We start from the raw sequence: 18,266 nt of genomic DNA, 5'->3' as shown, positions 1-18,266 counted from the left end.
GCCCCCGCCGCTTCTGCCAGAATTTCACGGCGAAGGCAGCCCCCTAACGCCCTCCTTAAGGCGCTTTTCATCCCGTATCTTATTTTTCATACAGGATAAAAAAAGGGGCAAAAACCCCTGTTAGCCTACATTATAGCCTGCTTTTTTGATAAAATCAAACATAATTTTCCCACCTGACCCCTGTTTTGCGGCTGATTAACATAAAAAATACAACATATTGCCCAGCCGCTTTTCTGCCCGACAATATGTTGTAAAAATTTCTTGAAAAAAATTTTAGTTTACTATGTTGCATGCTCTATAAAAATCTCTGGATTTCGGTGAACATTGAATTCTTCACATTGGCATGATACAATAAAATTGCAAGAATGGAACGGCTGAAATCAATAAAGACTATGGCCTGGCAAGGAGATCACCGTTCGTGAGTAATAATAAGACTGTGTAGATTATCGCAAAATTGAGGTAGCATATGAATGAACAATATCTGGAAGCAGTTAAAATCATAAAAACAGCAATTTTAAGAAGTCAAAGCAGAGCAGCCAGTTACACCAACGGTGAAATGCTCTCTCTTTACTACTCCATTGGTTCCTACGTTTCCGCCAATTCCAGATTTTGAAGCATGGGAACCTTATATCAAAATGCGCAGCGGAAATTTATTAGAAGGTAAATCGGCAGCCATGGCTGCCGATTTTAAACTGGAGTATTTCTTAGGTGTGAGCTTTTCACACCACATGGAAATCTTGAGCAAAACTTCCGATTTTGCAGAGCGCCTTTTTTACATTCGTGAGGCTGCACTTGGCCACTGGAGCAAGTATATGCTTCGAGCCAGACTGAAAGAAAATTTGTACCACCATAAAGGTACAATGCCCTCTAACTTCTCCCTGGCAATGTCGGAAGATAAGCAATATCTGAAAGCAATGCAGATGTTCAAAGATGAATACTTTTTGGATTTTATCAATACGGAGGAGCTAGACCTATCTGACCCACAGGATATGGACGAGCGGGTACTTGAACATGAGATTATCAATCATATCCGTGATTTTATTCAATGTCTCGGTTCCGGGTTCTGCTTTGTGGGCAGCCAGCACCGCATTGTAGTTGATGGAGAAGAATTTTTTGCTGATCTGCTTTTCTTCCAGCGTGACTTAAAGGCATTAGTGGTGGTCGAATTAAAAAAAGGTAAATTCAAGCCTGCTTATCTGGGACAACTAAACTTTTATCTATCCGCATTAGATGAGCAAGAACGTAGAAACGGTGAGAATCCCTCGATTGGCATTTTGCTCTGCCGGGAAGCCAATAGAAATGTGGTAGAATTGGCGATAAGAGATTATACAAAACCGATGGGTGTTGCAACCTATCGTACGGCAGACGAACTGCCGGGAACCTATAAAGTTCTTGCTCCAATCATTGAAGAAGTGCCAAAATTACTGGATGCAGCTATCATAAACGAAAATGAAACGAATATGTGATTTCAGCGGAAATGCTGGAACATAAAATCATGGCCTTCTTAAAATCTCCACCGGATATGCACAAATTTATACAGGCATCTGCCGCCTCGCCGCGCATATCTGGTATGGAAAACACATTTTTACAGAAACACCGCAGCCGCCCACGGATTCAAAAACGCCTCTGCTGCCGCCCCAAGAAAAACAGCGCCCGTCAAAAACATGGCCGCAGCCGGCTTAAGCCGCTCCCTCTTCGCCGGAATCCAGTAAAGCAGGATGTAAAGAACCGGCACATAAAACAGGCACTGGGGGAAAATTAAAATCGCATAGCGGCAGATGCCCCATAGCCCCGCCTCCATGGTGACGGCCGACACCATCACAGCCGTGGAAAATCCCAAATACCCGGCCGCAAGGCCGAGAAGCAGCCCCGCCGCCGGTGTCATCTCGATCAAAAACACGAGAAACAGCTCCGGGAGCCGCTTTAAAAGCACCCGCCCAAAAAGCGCAGGGAACGAAAGCTCTAAAAAAGCCGCGGACGAAACCAGGCTGCTTTCCAATGTCCCGATCTCTTCCTTCATGCCGTCTCCCATCCCATTTAAAAAAGCCGTCCCCAAAACAGCTCCCGCCAGAAGAAAAAAGGACAGCCGCACATAGCAGCCGTCCTCATAATCATGAATCCAGTTCAAAGCGGCGCACCTCACACAGCGTTTACTCCACTATATGTCCGCATCCGCCCCCATATTCTTAAAACAGACTACCGGATCCCTTCTCTCTGGGCATAAGCAAGAATCGCCGCCACGGTCTTTCCGTCGGTCATCTTTCCGCTGTAAATCAGCTCCAGAAGATCCGTTACTTCCCATTCCTCCACCTCGATGCATTCGTCCTCGTCGAGGTTCTGTTTGGAAGGAATCAGATCCCTTGCGATAAAGATGTCGATGGCCTCGTCACAGAACGCCACCGTCGTATTGATCGTCATCAGATACTCCAGGTGCTCCGTGCGAAAGCCCGTTTCTTCCTCAAGCTCCCGGTAGCCGCATTCAATCCGCGGCTCGTCCGGCGCATCCACCTTCCCGGCCGGAATTTCCAGCGTGAACCTGTCAAGGGCATTCCTGTACTGGCGCACCATCAGGATCTTCCCGTCCTTTGTCACCGGCAGCACGGCTGCCGCCCCGTCATGGTGAATGTAGTCATACGTTTCCCGAATCCCGTTTGCCACCACCGTGTCCCGGTAAATCTTTAAAATTGTGCCTGTATAGGCCAGCTCTCTGTCTAACCGAATTGTCGCTTCCATGTCCCGGCCTCCTTATTTCAACAGCTTGTTTTTCGCATAGTTGGCATCGCATGCCTTGATAACGGCGCTCCGGAAGCCGCACTCCTCCAGAGCCGCAACGCCCTCGATGGTGGTGCCGCCGGGCGAGCAGACCATGTCCTTTAACTCGCCGGGATGCTTTCCTGTTTCAAGAACCATTTTCGCGCTTCCAAGCACCGCCTGGGCCGCCATCTTATAGGCTGTCTGCCGCGGCATCCCGTATTTCACGCAGCCGTCGGCCAGCGCCTCGATGAACATGTACACATAGGCCGGGGAACAACCGCTGGCGCTTCCCACCACGTCCATGAGCTTCTCGTCCACCCGCTCCATTTTCCCGAAGGACTGGAAGAATCCGGCAATGTCCGCCTTCTCCTCCTCGTCAAACTCTGCCTCGTCATAGCAGACGCCGGTCATGCCCTCGCCGACCATGGCCGGTGTATTCGGCATGGAGCGGACAATCCGGACATGTTCCGAGAGCCCTTCTTTTAAATCCGCCGTCGTATAGCCGGCTGCAATGGAAATGACAACCTGTTCCTTCGTCACGATGTCCTTAATCTCCGCAAACACCTTCGGGAGCACCTGGGGCTTTACGGCTAACACCAGGTACTTCGCCTGCCTGGCGCATTCTGCGTTGGACGCTGCGTGGGGCACCCCCGTCTCCGCCGTGATTTTTTCCATCTTTTCCTCATGAGCCGAAGAAAAAAGGATGTCCTGGGGCGCATAAGTCTTTAAAAGCCCCTTCATGATCGCAAGTCCCATGTTTCCCATTCCGATGAAACCGATTTTTGCCATTTCCATTCCCTCCTGTTTTCCGGCAGGCCCGCAAATCCTTTCCTAGAACAGCGGGACAACTGCCCCTTCGTATTTCTCTTCCATGAACTGCTTTACTTCGTCGCTCTGGAGCGCCTCGACAAGTGCCTTGATCTTTTCATCACTCTCATGGCCCTCCTGTACGGCAACGACGTTTCCATACGTCTTGGCGCCGATGGACTCGGAGTCCTCGATTGCCAGCGCATCCGCTACCTTGAGCCCTGCCGCAATCGCATAGTTTCCGTTGATGACGGCAATGTCCACATCCTGAACGGTGCGCGGAAGCTGTGCTGCCTCCATTTCAATAATATCGAGATTTTTCGGATTGTCAACCACATCCTGCTTCGTTGCGTCAAGCTCTGCGCCATCTGCCAGCGTAATGAGCCCTTGTGCCTCTAAAAGCAGAAGCGCCCGCGCCTCGTTGGAGGCATCGTTGGGAACTGCCACCTGGGCGCCGTCGGGAAGCTCTTCCAGGGAAGCCGTCTTACCGGCATAGATGCCGAAGGGCTCATAATGGATCAGGCCGGCGGACACCAGGCTTGTCTCATGCTCTGCGTTGAACTGCTCCAGATACGGGCCGTGCTGGAAATAGTTGGCATCCAGATCTCCGGCGTCCAGGGCCACGTTGGGCTGTACATAATCATTGTATTCCACGATTTCCAGCGTGTAGCCGCCTTCCTCCAGAATGCTCTTTGCCTGCTCTAAAATCTCTGCATGGGGGGACGGGCTGGCGCCCACCACAATCTTTTTATCTGCGGAATCACCGCCGGACGCATTTCCTGAACTGCATCCTGCCAGCGCACCGGCTGCCAGGCTCACTGCTAAAACTGCTGCACATATCTTCTTCATATTGAAAATCTCCTTTAATCATTTCATAGTTTTGATCATTTATGTAAACCTTTTCTTCCTGCCGCCCGCGCGCCGAAGCGTCCGGAAGAAAAGCCCTACTAACGTGTCCGTCTGTCTGTCTTTTTCACAATCCTCATGCCCACTTCCTGAATGAGCTGGACAATGATCACGAGGATAACAATGGCCACCCACATGGGCCCTGTGTCATACCGGTAATAGCCGTAGTTGATGGCGATGGCGCCGAGGCCGCCGGCCCCGACAAAGCCTGCCATGGCCGAATAGCCAAGAATCGTCGTCACGGCAATGGCACCGTTTACAAGAAGCGACGGTCTTGCCTCCGGAAGAAGTACCTTCCAGATAATCTGCCAGGTAGACGCCCCCATGGATTTTGCCGCCTCGATGACGCCGTAATCCACTTCCTTTAAAGAGGACTCCACAATTCTTGCCACATACGGCGCCGAAGCTAACGTAAGGGGAACTACCATGGCCTTGACGCCCACCGTCGTCCCCACCAAAAGCCTTGTGTAGGACTGGATGGCAATCAAAAGAATCAAAAACGGCACTGACCGCACCAGGTTGATGGCGACTCCAAGGACTTCCTGTGCCCGCGGATGGGGACGGATCCCGTCCTTCGCCCACACAATCAGGAGAATTCCCAGGGGAATTCCGATCACATAGGCAAATGCCGATGAAACAAACGTCATAATCAGAGAATTCCATGTCTCCGACGCATACATGGATATGGTATCAAAGGTCATCTTTTCCAACCTCCTCATAAGGAATTTTTGCAGTATTCAGATAGTGGAGAACCCGCGTGATGTCCTGCTCGCTCTCCGGCAGCTCGATAATCATCTGGCCGGCAGCCGTCCCCTGGATATCCCTGGTGGCCGCGTACATGATGTTGACCGGCACCTTGCATGCCATCACCAGATTGGAAATCACCGGTTCGTTGGACGAAAGCCCGTCGAAGGTAATCCGGAACAGGCGGCCTGTCCCAAATTCCACCTGCTTTGCAGCATCTCCTAAAATAAGCTGGCGGCCGATTTTCGACTTCGGCGCCGAAAATACGCGGGAAACCGGGCCGATCTCCGCGATCCGGCTTTTGTCGATGATGGCAACCCGGTCGCAGATGGCTTCGATGACAGCCATCTCATGAGTAATCACGATGATGGTGATCCCCATGGTCTGATTGATTTCCCTCAAAAGGCTTAAGATGGATTTCGTCGTATTGGGGTCGAGGGCGCTTGTGGCCTCGTCACAGAGCAGCACCTTCGGGTTCGTAGCAAGCGCCCTTGCGATTGCCACACGCTGCTTCTGCCCGCCGGAAAGCTGCGACGGGTATGCCTTCTCTCTATCGGAAAGCCCCACCATCTGAAGCAGTTCCCGCGCACGCGTCTCCGCCTCTTTTTTTGGCTTCCCTGCGATTTCCATGGGAAAGCAGATATTCTGAAGCACATTCCGCTGCGCCAGGAGGTTGAACTGCTGGAAAATCATCCCCATGGACTGCCGCACACCGCGTAGTTCCTTTTCCGCCATGGCGGAAAGCGGCCAGCCTTCAAAATAAACCTCGCCTTCCGTCGGCGTTTCCAGAAAATTGATGCACCGCACCAGCGTGCTCTTTCCGGCGCCTGACAGGCCGATGATTCCGAAGACCTCCCCTGCCGTGATTTCCAGGCTGATATTTTCGAGAGCCCTGACTGTTCCCTGACTCCCCTTAAATTCCTTACCCATGCTCTCCAGCCGGATAATCGGATGATTCTCTGACATATTTTCGCTCCTTTTCTTCTTATCATGGAAACGCATGCGCCGGAGCGCCGCTGTGCAGCCAGCCCTGTTTCCCCGGCACAAAGCGTTTCCTGTTTCATGGGTCTCTCCACTCAATAAAAAAAGCCGCAGTCCTTATCTGAACTGCGACTTCCCAAATCCTTTATCCACAGGCTGACCTTCTGTTTCTAATTACAATCTCCACAGCTCATACAACGCTCTGAAATTTTTTCCACGCAAAAGCACATGCCGCACATGGCCATGCCGCACATCAGAGACATCATATTCATCTGGAATGTATAATTATTACCAGTCATCCTGTTACCTCCCCGAAGCCCTCTTGGGCGTCCGGTCTCATTTACGTTGCATTTTACACCACAATTTTTTGTGCGTCAAGACTTTTTCTGAAAATAGAGGCGAAAAATTCTGGAAAGGGCAGGTGTACGCCTGCATAAAAGGTCTTCCCCAGAAGCGCTTCACCATCACTCTGGATCCTGACCGTCAAGAAGCTCTTTGAGCACCTCCCGCCCCCGGTATGCCTCTCTCGCCTCCGCCAGCAGGCTTTCATAAAACCGGCGGGAGGCATCGCGGCGCGTCTGGGCCAGTTCACGCCCTTTTTCCGTGAAAAACTGTCCGTACAGCTTCTCCAGCTTATATTTATATTCGCGGAAAAAAGACGGTTCCGTGTCTTTTGTCCCGTCTGACACTTTTCCATCTTCTGTCATGGAATACAGCGGTTCATTTTCCTTCCCATGATAGAGAAGCGTCCGCGCAGCTCCGATGGCGCCTGCGGCGTCCAGCTTGTCGGCATCAAAAAGGAGTTTTGCCTCCAGGCTTTCCGGCGGTGCATCTTTTCTGTAACGGTGCGTCCGAATGCAGTCCGCGACTTTTCCTGCGAACCCGACATCATAACCGTTCTCTGTAAGAAATACATAGGCTTTTCTGGCGCCTGCGGCCGCATGACAGACGGATGGATCCTCATACTGTTCTTTCCGCCCGATATCATGCAGAAGGCAGGCCGCTGTCAGCACCTCATAATCAACGCCCGCCTCTCCTTTTGCAAGTTCCATTGCCTGATACAAAACACGGTAAATGTGTTCCCTGTCGTGAGCCGTATCACCCATGCAGGAAAGCATGTACGACTCCCAGCACTGATAATCCTTCTGTTTCATGTTCTCATCTCCCCAAACAAGTCTGCCCGCAGGCTTCTGCTTTCCCGTAAAACTAAAAAGCCCGAAAGCACACAGCCTCACTCCGGCTGCATGCCTTCGGGTTTTCATTCCCTCTTATTTCGCGTAATCGGTAACTCTGGATTCCCGGATCACGTTGACCTTGATCTGGCCCGGGTATTCCAGTTCGGCTTCGATCTTCTTAGAAATCTCTCTTGCCATAAGAACCATGTCATCATCCGTCACCTGTTCCGGAACGACCATGATGCGGACTTCGCGTCCGGCCTGGATTGCAAAGGACTTCTCGACTCCCTTATAGGTATTCGTGATATCCTCAAGCTGCTTCAGGCGGTTCGTGTATGTCTCCAACGTCTCTCTTCTTGCGCCCGGCCGTGCGGCGGAAATCGTGTCAGCCGCCTGGACGATGCAGGAGATCAGGTTCGTCGGTTCAACATCGCCATGATGGGATTCCACTGCATTGATAACAACTGCGGACTCTTTATACTTCTTACAGAGTTCCGAACCAAGCTGAATATGGGAACCTTCCATTTCATGATCGACGGATTTTCCAATGTCATGTAATAAACCGGCACGCTTTGCCAGCCGAACATCTACGCCAATTTCTGATGCCAAAAGGCCTGAAAGCTGGGCCACCTCGATGGAATGCTTCAGGGCATTCTGTCCGTAGCTCGTCCTGAACTTCATCTTTCCGAGCAGCTTCACAAGCTCCGGATGGATGCCGTGGATGCCAACCTCCAAGATCGCAGCCTCGCCTTCCTCGCGCATCATATTTTCTACTTCTTTCTGTGCCTTTTCCACCATTTCCTCGATCCTGGCCGGATGGATTCTTCCGTCCACGATCAGACGCTCCAGAGCAATCCTCGCAACCTCTCTCCGGATCGGGTCAAAGCCCGAAAGTACGACAGCCTCCGGAGTATCATCGATAATAAGCTCTACGCCAGTCAGGGTCTCAAGTGTCCGGATATTCCGGCCCTCGCGGCCGATGATCCGTCCTTTCATCTCGTCATTGGGAAGCTGGACAACGGATACCGTCGTCTCTGCCACATGGTCGGCGGCACATCTCTGGATCGCCGTAACCACGTACTCCCTGGCCTTCTTTTCAGCTTCTTCCTTCGCTTTGCTCTCAAGCTCCTTGATGAGCTTTGCGGTATCGTGCTTGACATCTTCCTCAACAGATTTCAGAAGATAGTCCTTCGCCTGGTCGGAAGTAAGGCCGGAAATCTTTTCCAGTTCCTGCTTTTCCTTCTCGAAAAGTTCTTCCACCTCTGCGCTGCGTCTCTTTAAGGACTCTTCCCGCGACATCAGGCTGGCTTCCTTTTTCTCCATGGCCTCCGCCTTCTTGTCCAGGTTCTCCTCCTTGCTTAAGACCCTGCGTTCATAACGCTGGATCTCTGCCCTGCGCTCCTTGGTTTCCTTTTCCAGTTCATTCCTTGCCTTTAAATTCTCTTCCTTCGCTTCCAGAAGAGCTTCTTTTTTCTTTGTCTCTGCTACCTTTAATGCTTCATCTATTATTTCTCTGGATTTTTCTTCCGCGCTTCCGATTTTGCTTTCATAACTCTTTCTCCGGTACGCGATGCCCAAAAACCAGGCAATAACAGCTACAATAATTGCAATCAGCACGCAAATTATTGGTGGCACAGGATCACCTCCTTTATTTCGTTTTCATTGTACAACACTTCAATTCTAAACTGTTTTATGCATTATGTCAAGCATATTGCCCCTATTCTGTTTCTTTACGTGCATAATGAATTAAAGCAGCAGAGATCGCTTCGTAGGAAAACCCTTTCCTGGCAAGAAAACCTGAAATTTTCTGGCGCTCCTCGCGGCTGGCCGCCTCGCCGGAATACTTCTTTTTTTCCAAAAGCGCCAGGATCTGCGCCTCCTCGTCCACGGGGATTTCTTCCCTCACGGACTCCACAAGCTCCGCGGGAATCCCCTTATTTTTCAGCTCGAAGGCAATCTGCCTCCGGCTCTTTTTCTTTCCGTTCTTTTCCATGTACCGGAGCGCATAGTTTTCATCGTTTAAGTACCTGTATTCCAAAAGAAAATTTACGGCATCTTCAACAGAGGCTGGCGAAAACCCCTGTTCCGCCAGCTTCTTTCTCATTTCACTCTCGGTTTTATCGGAAAACTGTAAGTAGTAAAGCCCTTTATCCCTGGCCTTTCGCCTTTCCTCCGGGGAGCCGGGTACGAGTTCCTCTGTCTTCGGCATGTTTTACGCCTCTTTCTTTATTCCTGCTCAAGGGGCAGGCTCCCCTGCTCCATCAACGCAGGCGCCGGAGCGCTTTCCCCGTCGGAAGCCAAATGCTCTGCGGCCAGGCCGTAGCGCTCTCTGACCTTATTTTCGATCTCCTCGCAGAGAACAGGGTTCTCGGCCAGATAGATCTTTGCATTCTCGCGTCCCTGGCCGATCTTGGAGCCGTTGTAGGCGTACCAGGAACCGCTCTTCTCCACGATATTTTCTTTAGCCGCCAGATCCAGGATATCTCCCTCCTTAGAGATTCCTTTCCCAAACATGATATCGAACTCCGCCTCTTTAAACGGCGGCGCAATCTTGTTTTTCACGACTTTGATGCGGACGCGGTTTCCGATAATCTCTCCGCTCTGCTTTAAGGTCTCGATCCGCCTTACATCCATACGGACGGACGAGTAGAATTTTAAGGCGCGGCCGCCCGTCGTCACCTCCGGGTTTCCGAACATCACGCCTACTTTCTCACGGAGCTGGTTGATGAAGATTACGATACAGTTTGTCTTGCTGATAACGGCCGTCAGCTTTCTTAAAGCCTGGGACATTAAACGGGCCTGGAGTCCCACATGGGAATCGCCCATATCGCCGTCGATTTCCGCCTTCGGGACGAGGGCCGCAACGGAGTCCACGATCACGATATCCACGGCGCCGGAACGCACCATCGTCTCCGTAATCTCCAGAGCCTGCTCGCCGTTATCCGGCTGGGAAATATAGAGATTGTCGATATCGACGCCGATATTTTTTGCGTAGACGGGATCTAACGCATGCTCGGCGTCAATGAAACCGGCGATTCCGCCGCGCTTCTGCACCTCAGCCACCATATGTAACGCCACGGTCGTCTTACCGCTGGACTCCGGGCCGTAAACTTCGATTACACGCCCTTTGGGGACACCGCCGAGGCCCAGGGCAATATCCAGGCTTAAGGAGCCTGTTGGAACCGTCTCAATATTCATCTGGGCGCTGGAGTCGCCCAGCTTCATCACGGAGCCCTTTCCGTAAGCTTTCTCAATCTGGGTCAGGGCCGCGTCCAATGCCTTCAATTTATCATCTTTATTCATATTCATCCTCCAAATGCGAACAGGTGTTCTGCTATGTTCTAATCATAATATACCTGAGAGAAAAAGTCAACGGTTTCTTCGGGAAAGTCCGGGAAAAATTTTGGAATTTCAGAAGACGGGCAGAAAAGAAGAATCTGGGAAGACAGAAAAAGGAACCTGCCGGGATATCCCTATGATATACCCTCAGGTTCCTTCCTGTCAACCATTCTCTTTCCGGTAGGAATCCGAAAAAGTCACCAGCATTTCGGTACCCTTTCCTGCCTGGCTCTGAAGCGACAGCCGGGCCCCATGCTGCGAGACAATATGCTTTACGATGGCAAGACCCAGGCCCGTTCCGCCCGTGGCCTTGGAACGGCTCTTATCCACCCGGTAGAACCGCTCAAAAACACGCTCCTGGTGCTCTCTGGGGATGCCGATGCCGGTGTCTTTTACGGAGAGGAACACGGTCTGCCCCTCCGTATTGACCGTCACCGTCACGCTCCCGCCCCGCCTGTTGTAGCGGATCGCGTTGTCACAGAGGTTGTAAACCAGCTCCTCCATCTGCTGTCTGTCGGCAAATACGATGGACGGCTTTCCGCAGAGCCGCATGGTGACATCCTGCTTTTCCGCGTTCATTTTTAACATGTCCACGCAGTCAGACGCCACCTGGTAGAGATCCACGTCGGTGTACTCCACTTTGTTGGTATCGCTGTCCAGCTCGGAAAGCTGGATGATATCGTTAATCAGGGTCAGGAGCCGGCTGGCGTTCTTATGGATCTCCCCGGCGAACCGCACCGTGTCCTCCTGGCCGGCCATGCCGTGCTCGATGAGCTCCGCGTAGCCGGAAATGGCCGTAAGCGGCGTTTTAAGCTCATGGGAGACGTTGGCCGTAAACTCCTGGCGCATCCTGGCGCTCTTTAAAATGTCCTCATGCTGCTGCCTGATTTTTGCCACGAAGGGCGCCAGCTCCTTATAAGCCGCCTCCGTCTCTGTGTCGGAAATATTTTCCGCCATATGCTCAATGGGCTCCACCAGGCTTTTTGTAAAGTAATTGGAAAGGAAAAAGCAGAGCAGGAACAAAAGGAGCAGGACGCCGAGGACGCCCGGCAGCATGTTCCCGAACACGGCAAAAAAGCTGTCCGCCTCCCTGGACACCCGGACGACGTTCCCATTGTCCAGCCGCACCGCATAATAGTACAGGTTTTTATCGAGGGTCTCCGAGGATCTTGTCCCGCTGCCCTCGCCCTCGTCCAGGGCAATCCGCACCTCCGGCCGGTCCAGGTGGTTCTCCATCTCCGCAGCGTCCGTGCTGCTGTCAAAGAGGACATCCCCGTCGCTTCCGATGACCGTCACCCGCAGGCTCTCCGGCCCCAGTTCGCCCTCAGCCAGGGAAATGGCGTCCATATCATCGAAAACCTGCATGCTCTTTAACACAAGGGCATCGGCTTTCAGATCATTCACGATCTGTTCTTTAAAAAGCCCGTAGAAAGCCACCATAGCGAACAAAAGCGTCAAAAGGATTGCTAAAAGCGAGGTGGCTAAAAGCTCCATATGCAGTTTCTTTTTCATGGCACCTCTACCGCCTTATTCGATCATGTATCCCACGTTCCGCACGGTGCGGATCATGGTCCCGGCGTCCCCGAGCTTCTGGCGCAGGGTACGGATATGCATGTCCAGGGTGCGGGATTCCCCCTCAAAATCAATGCCCCAGACGCGCTCTAAAATGATTTCCCGTGTCACGACGATGCCGGCGTTGTGGAGAAGAAGCTTTAAAAGCTCATACTCCTTAAAGGTCAGCGTACACGGCTCATCCTTCACGTACACCATGTGCTTTTCATCGTCCAGGAAAATGTCTCCCAGCGACAGGAATTTGTCTTCCTCCATGGTGCGCCGCAGCATGGCCTTCACCCTGGCGATTAACTCCATGACGCCGAAGGGCTTCGTCAGATAGTCGTCGGCACCGATGTCCAGCCCCTTGACTTTGTCGATTTCTGTCGTTTTTGCCGTCACCATAATGACCGGGAGTTTCTTCGTCTCCGGCCGTCTCCGCAGCTTTTTTACGATCTCCAGCCCGTCTTCATCCGGAAGCATGACGTCCAAAAGCACGAGATCCGGCTGCTTTTCGTCTATTTTTTTATAAAAATCGCGGGCGCACTCGAAGCCGTCCACCTGGTATCCGCTGTTTTTCAGCGCAAACATCTCAATTTCCAGAATATTTTTGTCATCCTCCACTGCATAAATCAGCGCCATTTTATGACCTCCCGCTTCTTGCGATCTGGCCGTGCCCAGGCGGCACGGCCCTCAAACGGCTGCCCTTATGACGGCAGCGCGTATTTCTGACGATACAGCTCCACCTGTGCGGCAAACTTCGGATCGTTCTCCCGCTTCAGGTTCTCCAGATAGCCGTGGGTATCGAAGCCGTCCCTGGCAATCTCGATGACGCTGATGGCGATGTTGGAGCAATGGTCTGCCACACGCTCATAGTTTGTTGAAATATCAGACAGGACAAAGCCCTGCTCGATGGTACATTTTCCCTTCTGGAGCCTTCGGATGTGGTTCGCCTTTACGCAGGTGTTGAGATCGTCGATGACCTCCTCCAGGGGCTCCACCAGGGCGGCTGTCCCGCCGTCGTTGTTTTCAAAGGACTGGATGGACAGCTCTAAGATGTCCTTGACGGCAGATGTAAACACGGAAAGCTCTTTCTGTGCCTTCTTGGAAAATTCCATCTGCTTTTCATGCTTTTCCTTCGCCGCTTCCATCAGGTTCATGGCATGGTCGGAGATTCGCTCGAAATCACCGATGCAGTGGAGAAGCAGAGAAATGGTGCTGCTGTCGTTTTTGGAAAGATGGCGGCTCCCGAGCTTCACCATGTAGGTTCCCAGCTCATCCTCATAATGATCCACCCGGTCTTCCAGGGCTGCAACGGCCTCAGCCTTTTTCTCATCGTACTCGTCGAGAAGCTCCACCGACATAAAGAGCGCTGCTTTGGCAAGCTTTGCCATGCGGACGGTCATGTTCCGGCACTGTTCCACGGCAAAGGCCGGCGTGTCGAGGAAACGCACGTCGAGAAGGCCGAATTCGTCCTGTGTTTCTTCCTGCGCTGCGGCAGCGGCAGCTCCGGCCGCATCCGGGATCGTCATGCATGCCAGCGTCACAAGGCCCTCGGAGAACGGAAGCAGTACGATGGTGGCGGCCACGTTGAAGCAGCTATGGATCACAGCAATGCCTACTGGCGTCGCTGCGTCGGCCAGGAAGGCAAAATGTACAAATGCGTTGATTGCATAGAACACTACCATGAAAATGGCCGTGCCGATCAGGTTAAAGTAAAGATGCACCAGGGCGGCGCGGCGGGCGTTTTTGTTGGCGCCGATACTGGAAAGCAGCGCCGTCACGCAGGTACCGATGTTCTGGCCCATGATAATCGGAAGAGCCGTCCCGTAGCTCACAGCTCCGGTGGCGCAGAGGGCCTGGAGAATACCGACAGACGCCGACGACGACTGGATCACGGCCGTCAGCACAGCTCCGGCGATGAGGCCTAAAATCGGGTTCGAGAACATGGTAAGGATTCCCGTGAACTCCGGCACGTCAGCTAACGGCTTCACAGCGTCGCTCATGGTCTCCATTCCGAACATTAAGACAGCAAAGCCGATCATGATCGTACCGATGTCTTTTTTCCGCTCTTTCTTCGAGAACATCATGAAAATGATGCCGATGACGGCCAGAATCGGCGAAAACGACGACGGCTTTAAAAGCTGAATGAAAAAGTTGCTGCTTTCAATTCCTGTAAGGCTCAGGATCCAGGACGTGACGGTGGTACCGATATTGGCACCCATGATGACGCCTACGGCCTGGGACAGCTTCATGATTCCCGAGTTTACAAAGCCGACAACCATAACCGTTGTGGCCGACGACGACTGAATCACGGCCGTCACGCCTGCGCCTAAAAGAACGGCTTTGATCGGGTTCGAGGTCAGCTTTTCCAGAATCTTTTCCAGCCGGCCTCCCGACACCTTTTCAAGCCCCTGTCCCATGGTATCCATACCGTAAAGGAACAGTGCAAGGCCTCCAAATAAGGTCAACACTCCAAAAATGTCCATACATTCCTCCGTAAATTTTCGTAAAGTTATCTTTTATCTATCAATATAACATGTTCAGGATATCATCAGTATGTAAAATATCAACGGGTCTTATGTAAAATCCATGTAAAATCAAGGCCGCCCTACCGCGTCCCATCGGGATTTACTGGCAGGACGGCCGAAAAAAGCGCCGTTTCCTTCTATATTTCGGGGGAATGCATTATTTAAGCAGAGCTTCCACATCCAAAAGCCCCCAGCCCTGCTGATTCCTCGGAAGCCCGATGTCCCTGGAGCTTTCCATCAGCTTTAGCTTCACATCCTTATTTGTCATTTCCGGGTATTTTTCCAAAAGGAGCGCAATGGCGCCCGAAACGATGGGCGTCGACATGGACGTGCCGCTTTTTACGGTGTAGCGGCCAGGACGGCCCGCACAGCTTATGACGCTGCACCCGGGCGCCACCAGATCCGGCTTGCAGATGCAGGCTGCCGTCGGCCCGCGGCCCGAGTAGTCCACCATCTTGCTGCCGGCCACCACAACCTCCTTGCTGTCGTCGGAACAGCCCACCGTGATGACCTTCCGGCTGATGCCAGGCGTCGTGATTGTCATCCGGCCGGGGCCGTTGTTCCCGGCGGCCACCACGACGACGAGGCCGGCGTCCCACGCCCTGTCCACTCCTTTTACGAGGGCCGAATCTTCGCTCATGCCCTTTTTCCCGTAGGAACCGACAGAAATGTTGACGATCCGGATCCCGTATTCCTCCTTGTGGCTGATGATCCAGGAGATACCCGACAGCACATCGGAGGCAAAGCCGTTGCCGCGCCGGTCCAACACCTTCACGCCAATCAGGCTGCATCCGGGCGCCATTCCGCGGTACCGCCCGCCGGAGGCTGCGCCGTTTCCGCCGATGATCCCGGAAATGTGCGTCCCATGCCCGCAGTCGTCGTAAGGCCCCGCCTTCCGGTTCACCATATCGGCAAAGGCCTTGATTCTATTTTCAAAATCCTTATGGGGAAACAGGCCGGTGTCGAGAACCGCCACCCCGACGCCTTTTCCCGTAAGCCCAAAGGTACATGCATCCACACAGCGTACTTCTTCTCTTACATGATTCACATGGCAGATCCTTATCCTTTTCTATTAGGATATTCCATCCGCCTGGCCTTCGCGCTCTTATTTCTGTCTTTTTACATATTCAATAAACATCTGGAGATTGTCCACCCAGTATGCCTGTTCTTCTTTGGAACAGAGCGCAAGAAGGACGCTGACCCGGTTCATGAGCCGTTCTTCCGGCTTCGCGCCCTGGATAAAATCTGCAAGAAGCTCGTCGATCCCCACATTTAACGCGTCAGCGATACGCAGAAGCTTCTCGACGCTTACCATGGTTCTCCCCGTCTCCAGCCGGCTGATGCTGCTTAAGGAGAGGTCGACAAGCTCTGCCAGCTTTTCCTGTGATATTCCTTTTTTGTCCCTGGCGTCACGGACACGCCTGCCGATTTCTTCTTTCATTTATTGTCACCGCCTGGCTTTTTTCGATGTTTTTTAGTTTAGCAAAAGTACCCGGCTGTGTATAATAAGTAAATTGACTATTTTGTTTACAAAAACGCGCAGTTGTGTTATGATAAAGATAAGGAAAACGGACATTACCCGGAGGCGGTTCATACTCTCCCCCCTGTGCTTGAACAGGATGAACATGATCCGCCTCCCCACCCCAAAAAAGCGTGGAACCGGACTTTCCTGCTGCCGGAGAAAACGGACGTGTTTCCCCGGCTAAGACGACTCTTTCTTTTTTATTCTGTCTATGGATAAATAGTTATTCACTCCCCCTAATAGTGAATAATATTTACAGAAGACTGCCGGATGGTTCGCCGTTCCGGCAGTCTTCTTATATCGCCCAAAAATTTCTCAAAAAATAAAATGAACTTTTTGTGAACCAAATTGACAAACGCATTCCGTTTTTGATAAAATGCAGGACAGCGAGCCGGCAGTACGGCCTACATAGGAATTTTCTGAGCCTTCAGGAAGTTCCTTTTTTTATTTTAATTCCAAAAACGGAGGTTATTATAATGGGAAACAAGAAGAAATATGTCCTTTTATGCACAATGCTTTTAGCCGCTTCCTTAAGCGGATGTGCGGCTGCCGCAGATAAGAAAGACGCGCAGGTTCCGGCGGTATCAGAGCCAGCGGGACAGGAATCGGCCCTGAGCGAACCGGATGACACGAACACCGCGGAAAATGAAGAGAGCAGGGACGTGCGTCCGGAGAATAAAAGTGGTGACAGGGATGGTTCCGGCGGCCCGCGAAGCGGCGAACGCGGAAATACCGGCAGGAACGGCGGCCAGGCTGTTGAGACTGATGAGGCGGTTCTCTCTGTAATGGCAGAGGGCTCAGAAAAATTTCAGCAGTACACCTTTGAGGATCCCGAAACAGGGCTTACTCTTAAGTATAATCTTTATATTCCCGAAAGCTATGCTGAGGATACCGAATATCCGCTTTTAATGTTTATTCCTGACGCAACTGCCCCAGGAAAAACCACGAAAGAGATCGTCGAGCAGTATTACGGGGCAGATATCTGGGTGACGGATGAGGAACAGGAAAAGCATCCCTCTTTTGTGCTGGTGCCCAATTTTTCCGAGGTTGTGGTCGACGACGGCTTTACGGTTTCCGGGCAGGTGGAGACTGTCGTAAATCTCATTGACTCCCTCTGTTCCGAATATTCCTTGGATACCGGGCGGCTCTATACCACAGGACAGTCCATGGGCTGCATGACTTCCCTTTATCTTAATGCAAAATACCCCGGCCTGTTTGCGGCCTCCCTTTTTGTATCCGGCCAGTGGGATATTTCCGTACTGAGCCCTCTTGAGGATGAGACCTTCTTCTATATCACGGCCGGCGGGGATGCCAAGGCCTCCGGCGGACAGGAGGAAGTAATGGCGATGTTTGAAGAAGACGGGATTGGTTACAGCTACGGCGAATGGAGCGCCCAGGACTCCGAAGAGGAACAGAGCGAAGCCGCCGGAGAACTTATCTCCCAGGGCTTCTCTGCCAATTTCATCCGCTTTGAGACGGGAACGGTCTTAAAAGATGGGAACACCATGGAGCATATGGCGTCCTTTAATTATGCATACAGAATTCCTGCTGTCAGGGACTGGCTGTTTGAGCAGGGGGAATGAAAAAATCGTAATAATTATTTATGATATGTTCCAGGAATTCACTTTTTATTGACCTGTATGAATATCGGCTTGTCGAATTAGGCAAGTAATTGTATAATAATGATGTTGCCTCCCTCTAAACTGGTAGCAGGAAGGAGGTGTACATATGACTAATATCTTTAACTTCTTTCTTTCGATCATGGCAAGTATAGCTGGATACTATATCTGCAAATGGCTGGATCGAAAGTAATCAGGCAACCAGCCTAAAAGAACCCCCAGAGACTGGCACTCTCTGGGGGTTCGCTTTTGTACATATGGCCTCTTTAACTTCTTGGATACTATAATCTTATACTAAAAAAGAAAAAATGTCAATCCCCTTGAAACTGTCATCAGC

Annotated in this window: 17 protein-coding genes; 2 read left to right on the top strand and 15 right to left on the bottom strand. The window is 51.8% G+C overall.

The window, feature by feature from the left end:
* Positions 1 to 635 precede the first annotated feature (635 nt).
* Positions 636 to 1,466 carry a DUF1016 family protein gene (locus KE531_10425; protein ID MBR9954017.1) on the top strand — a complete coding sequence of 277 codons (831 nt, stop codon included), beginning with the start codon at positions 636 to 638 and terminating at the stop codon, positions 1,464 to 1,466.
* A gap of 119 nt (positions 1,467 to 1,585) precedes the next feature.
* Here KE531_10425 and KE531_10420 read toward each other — a convergent pair whose 3' ends face one another.
* The 15 genes from KE531_10420 to KE531_10350 all read right to left on the bottom strand — a co-directional run bounded on the left by KE531_10420 (position 1,586) and on the right by KE531_10350 (position 16,229).
* Positions 1,586 to 2,128 carry a hypothetical protein gene (locus KE531_10420; protein MBR9954016.1) on the bottom strand — a complete coding sequence of 181 codons (543 nt, stop codon included), beginning with the start codon at positions 2,126 to 2,128 and terminating at the stop codon, positions 1,586 to 1,588.
* A 68-nt stretch (positions 2,129 to 2,196) separates the two neighbouring features.
* Positions 2,197 to 2,733 (bottom strand): NUDIX hydrolase, encoded by a 537-nt coding sequence (locus tag KE531_10415; protein MBR9954015.1) that lies wholly within the window; start codon positions 2,731 to 2,733, stop codon positions 2,197 to 2,199.
* Positions 2,734 to 2,745: 12 nt separating this feature from the next.
* The gene (gene proC / locus KE531_10410; protein ID MBR9954014.1) at positions 2,746 to 3,543 is read right to left on the bottom strand and encodes a pyrroline-5-carboxylate reductase; all 798 of its coding nucleotides are present in this window, start codon (positions 3,541 to 3,543) and stop codon (positions 2,746 to 2,748) included.
* Between the two features lie 42 nt (positions 3,544 to 3,585).
* Entirely contained in the window at positions 3,586 to 4,410 is an 825-nt protein-coding gene (locus KE531_10405; GenBank protein MBR9954013.1) for a MetQ/NlpA family ABC transporter substrate-binding protein, read from the bottom strand.
* Positions 4,411 to 4,508: 98 nt separating this feature from the next.
* Positions 4,509 to 5,168: an ABC transporter permease gene (locus tag KE531_10400; protein MBR9954012.1), complete on the bottom strand. Its 660-nt coding sequence runs from the start codon at positions 5,166 to 5,168 to the stop codon at positions 4,509 to 4,511.
* Positions 5,158 to 6,177: an ATP-binding cassette domain-containing protein gene (locus KE531_10395; GenBank protein MBR9954011.1), complete on the bottom strand. Its 1,020-nt coding sequence runs from the start codon at positions 6,175 to 6,177 to the stop codon at positions 5,158 to 5,160. Before KE531_10395 ends, KE531_10400 begins: the two co-directional genes overlap by 11 nt.
* 479 nt (positions 6,178 to 6,656) lie before the next feature.
* Positions 6,657 to 7,346, bottom strand: coding sequence for an HD domain-containing protein (locus KE531_10390; GenBank protein ID MBR9954010.1), 690 nt, complete (start codon positions 7,344 to 7,346; stop codon positions 6,657 to 6,659).
* A gap of 114 nt (positions 7,347 to 7,460) precedes the next feature.
* Positions 7,461 to 9,002: a ribonuclease Y gene (rny, locus tag KE531_10385; protein ID MBR9954009.1), complete on the bottom strand. Its 1,542-nt coding sequence runs from the start codon at positions 9,000 to 9,002 to the stop codon at positions 7,461 to 7,463.
* An 82-nt stretch (positions 9,003 to 9,084) separates the two neighbouring features.
* Entirely contained in the window at positions 9,085 to 9,576 is a 492-nt protein-coding gene (locus KE531_10380) for a regulatory protein RecX (protein MBR9954008.1), read from the bottom strand.
* A 17-nt stretch (positions 9,577 to 9,593) separates the two neighbouring features.
* Entirely contained in the window at positions 9,594 to 10,670 is a 1,077-nt protein-coding gene (gene recA, locus KE531_10375) for a recombinase RecA (GenBank protein ID MBR9954007.1), read from the bottom strand.
* A gap of 198 nt (positions 10,671 to 10,868) precedes the next feature.
* A complete protein-coding gene (locus tag KE531_10370) occupies positions 10,869 to 12,218 on the bottom strand; it encodes a two-component sensor histidine kinase (GenBank protein ID MBR9954006.1) in 1,350 nt (449 codons plus the stop codon).
* Positions 12,219 to 12,233: 15 nt separating this feature from the next.
* Complete coding sequence (locus KE531_10365) at positions 12,234 to 12,899, bottom strand: response regulator transcription factor (protein MBR9954005.1); 666 nt, start codon at positions 12,897 to 12,899, stop codon at positions 12,234 to 12,236.
* 65 nt (positions 12,900 to 12,964) lie between these two features.
* The gene (locus KE531_10360; protein ID MBR9954004.1) at positions 12,965 to 14,746 is read right to left on the bottom strand and encodes a Na/Pi cotransporter family protein; all 1,782 of its coding nucleotides are present in this window, start codon (positions 14,744 to 14,746) and stop codon (positions 12,965 to 12,967) included.
* 199 nt (positions 14,747 to 14,945) lie between these two features.
* Complete coding sequence (locus tag KE531_10355) at positions 14,946 to 15,836, bottom strand: S8 family peptidase (GenBank protein MBR9954003.1); 891 nt, start codon at positions 15,834 to 15,836, stop codon at positions 14,946 to 14,948.
* Between the two features lie 57 nt (positions 15,837 to 15,893).
* Entirely contained in the window at positions 15,894 to 16,229 is a 336-nt protein-coding gene (locus KE531_10350; GenBank protein MBR9954002.1) for a helix-turn-helix transcriptional regulator, read from the bottom strand.
* Between the two features lie 557 nt (positions 16,230 to 16,786).
* Here KE531_10350 and KE531_10345 point away from each other — a divergent pair.
* On the top strand, positions 16,787 to 17,893 hold the full coding sequence (locus KE531_10345) for a hypothetical protein (protein ID MBR9954001.1): 1,107 nt from the start codon (positions 16,787 to 16,789) through the stop codon (positions 17,891 to 17,893).
* Positions 17,894 to 18,266 lie beyond the last annotated feature (373 nt).

The organism is Eubacteriaceae bacterium Marseille-Q4139 (genome assembly GCA_018223415.1).
Lineage (GTDB): Bacteria > Bacillota > Clostridia > Lachnospirales > Lachnospiraceae > CABSIM01.
This window is presented reverse-complemented; position numbering and strand designations above follow the sequence as displayed.

Coding starts and splice junctions, on each gene's coding strand:
- KE531_10350 (MBR9954002.1), bottom strand. CDS start 16,229: ATGAAAGAAGAAATCGGCAGGCGTGTCCGTGACGCCAGGGACAAAAAA.
- KE531_10405 (MBR9954013.1), bottom strand. CDS start 4,410: ATGAAGAAGATATGTGCAGCAGTTTTAGCAGTGAGCCTGGCAGCCGGT.
- proC (MBR9954014.1), bottom strand. CDS start 3,543: ATGGCAAAAATCGGTTTCATCGGAATGGGAAACATGGGACTTGCGATC.
- KE531_10365 (MBR9954005.1), bottom strand. CDS start 12,899: ATGGCGCTGATTTATGCAGTGGAGGATGACAAAAATATTCTGGAAATT.
- recA (MBR9954007.1), bottom strand. CDS start 10,670: ATGAATAAAGATGATAAATTGAAGGCATTGGACGCGGCCCTGACCCAG.
- KE531_10425 (MBR9954017.1), top strand. CDS start 636: ATGCGCAGCGGAAATTTATTAGAAGGTAAATCGGCAGCCATGGCTGCC.
- KE531_10370 (MBR9954006.1), bottom strand. CDS start 12,218: ATGAAAAAGAAACTGCATATGGAGCTTTTAGCCACCTCGCTTTTAGCA.
- KE531_10380 (MBR9954008.1), bottom strand. CDS start 9,576: ATGCCGAAGACAGAGGAACTCGTACCCGGCTCCCCGGAGGAAAGGCGA.
- KE531_10395 (MBR9954011.1), bottom strand. CDS start 6,177: ATGTCAGAGAATCATCCGATTATCCGGCTGGAGAGCATGGGTAAGGAA.
- KE531_10360 (MBR9954004.1), bottom strand. CDS start 14,746: ATGGACATTTTTGGAGTGTTGACCTTATTTGGAGGCCTTGCACTGTTC.
- KE531_10345 (MBR9954001.1), top strand. CDS start 16,787: ATGGGAAACAAGAAGAAATATGTCCTTTTATGCACAATGCTTTTAGCC.
- KE531_10415 (MBR9954015.1), bottom strand. CDS start 2,733: ATGGAAGCGACAATTCGGTTAGACAGAGAGCTGGCCTATACAGGCACA.
- KE531_10390 (MBR9954010.1), bottom strand. CDS start 7,346: ATGAAACAGAAGGATTATCAGTGCTGGGAGTCGTACATGCTTTCCTGC.
- KE531_10400 (MBR9954012.1), bottom strand. CDS start 5,168: ATGACCTTTGATACCATATCCATGTATGCGTCGGAGACATGGAATTCT.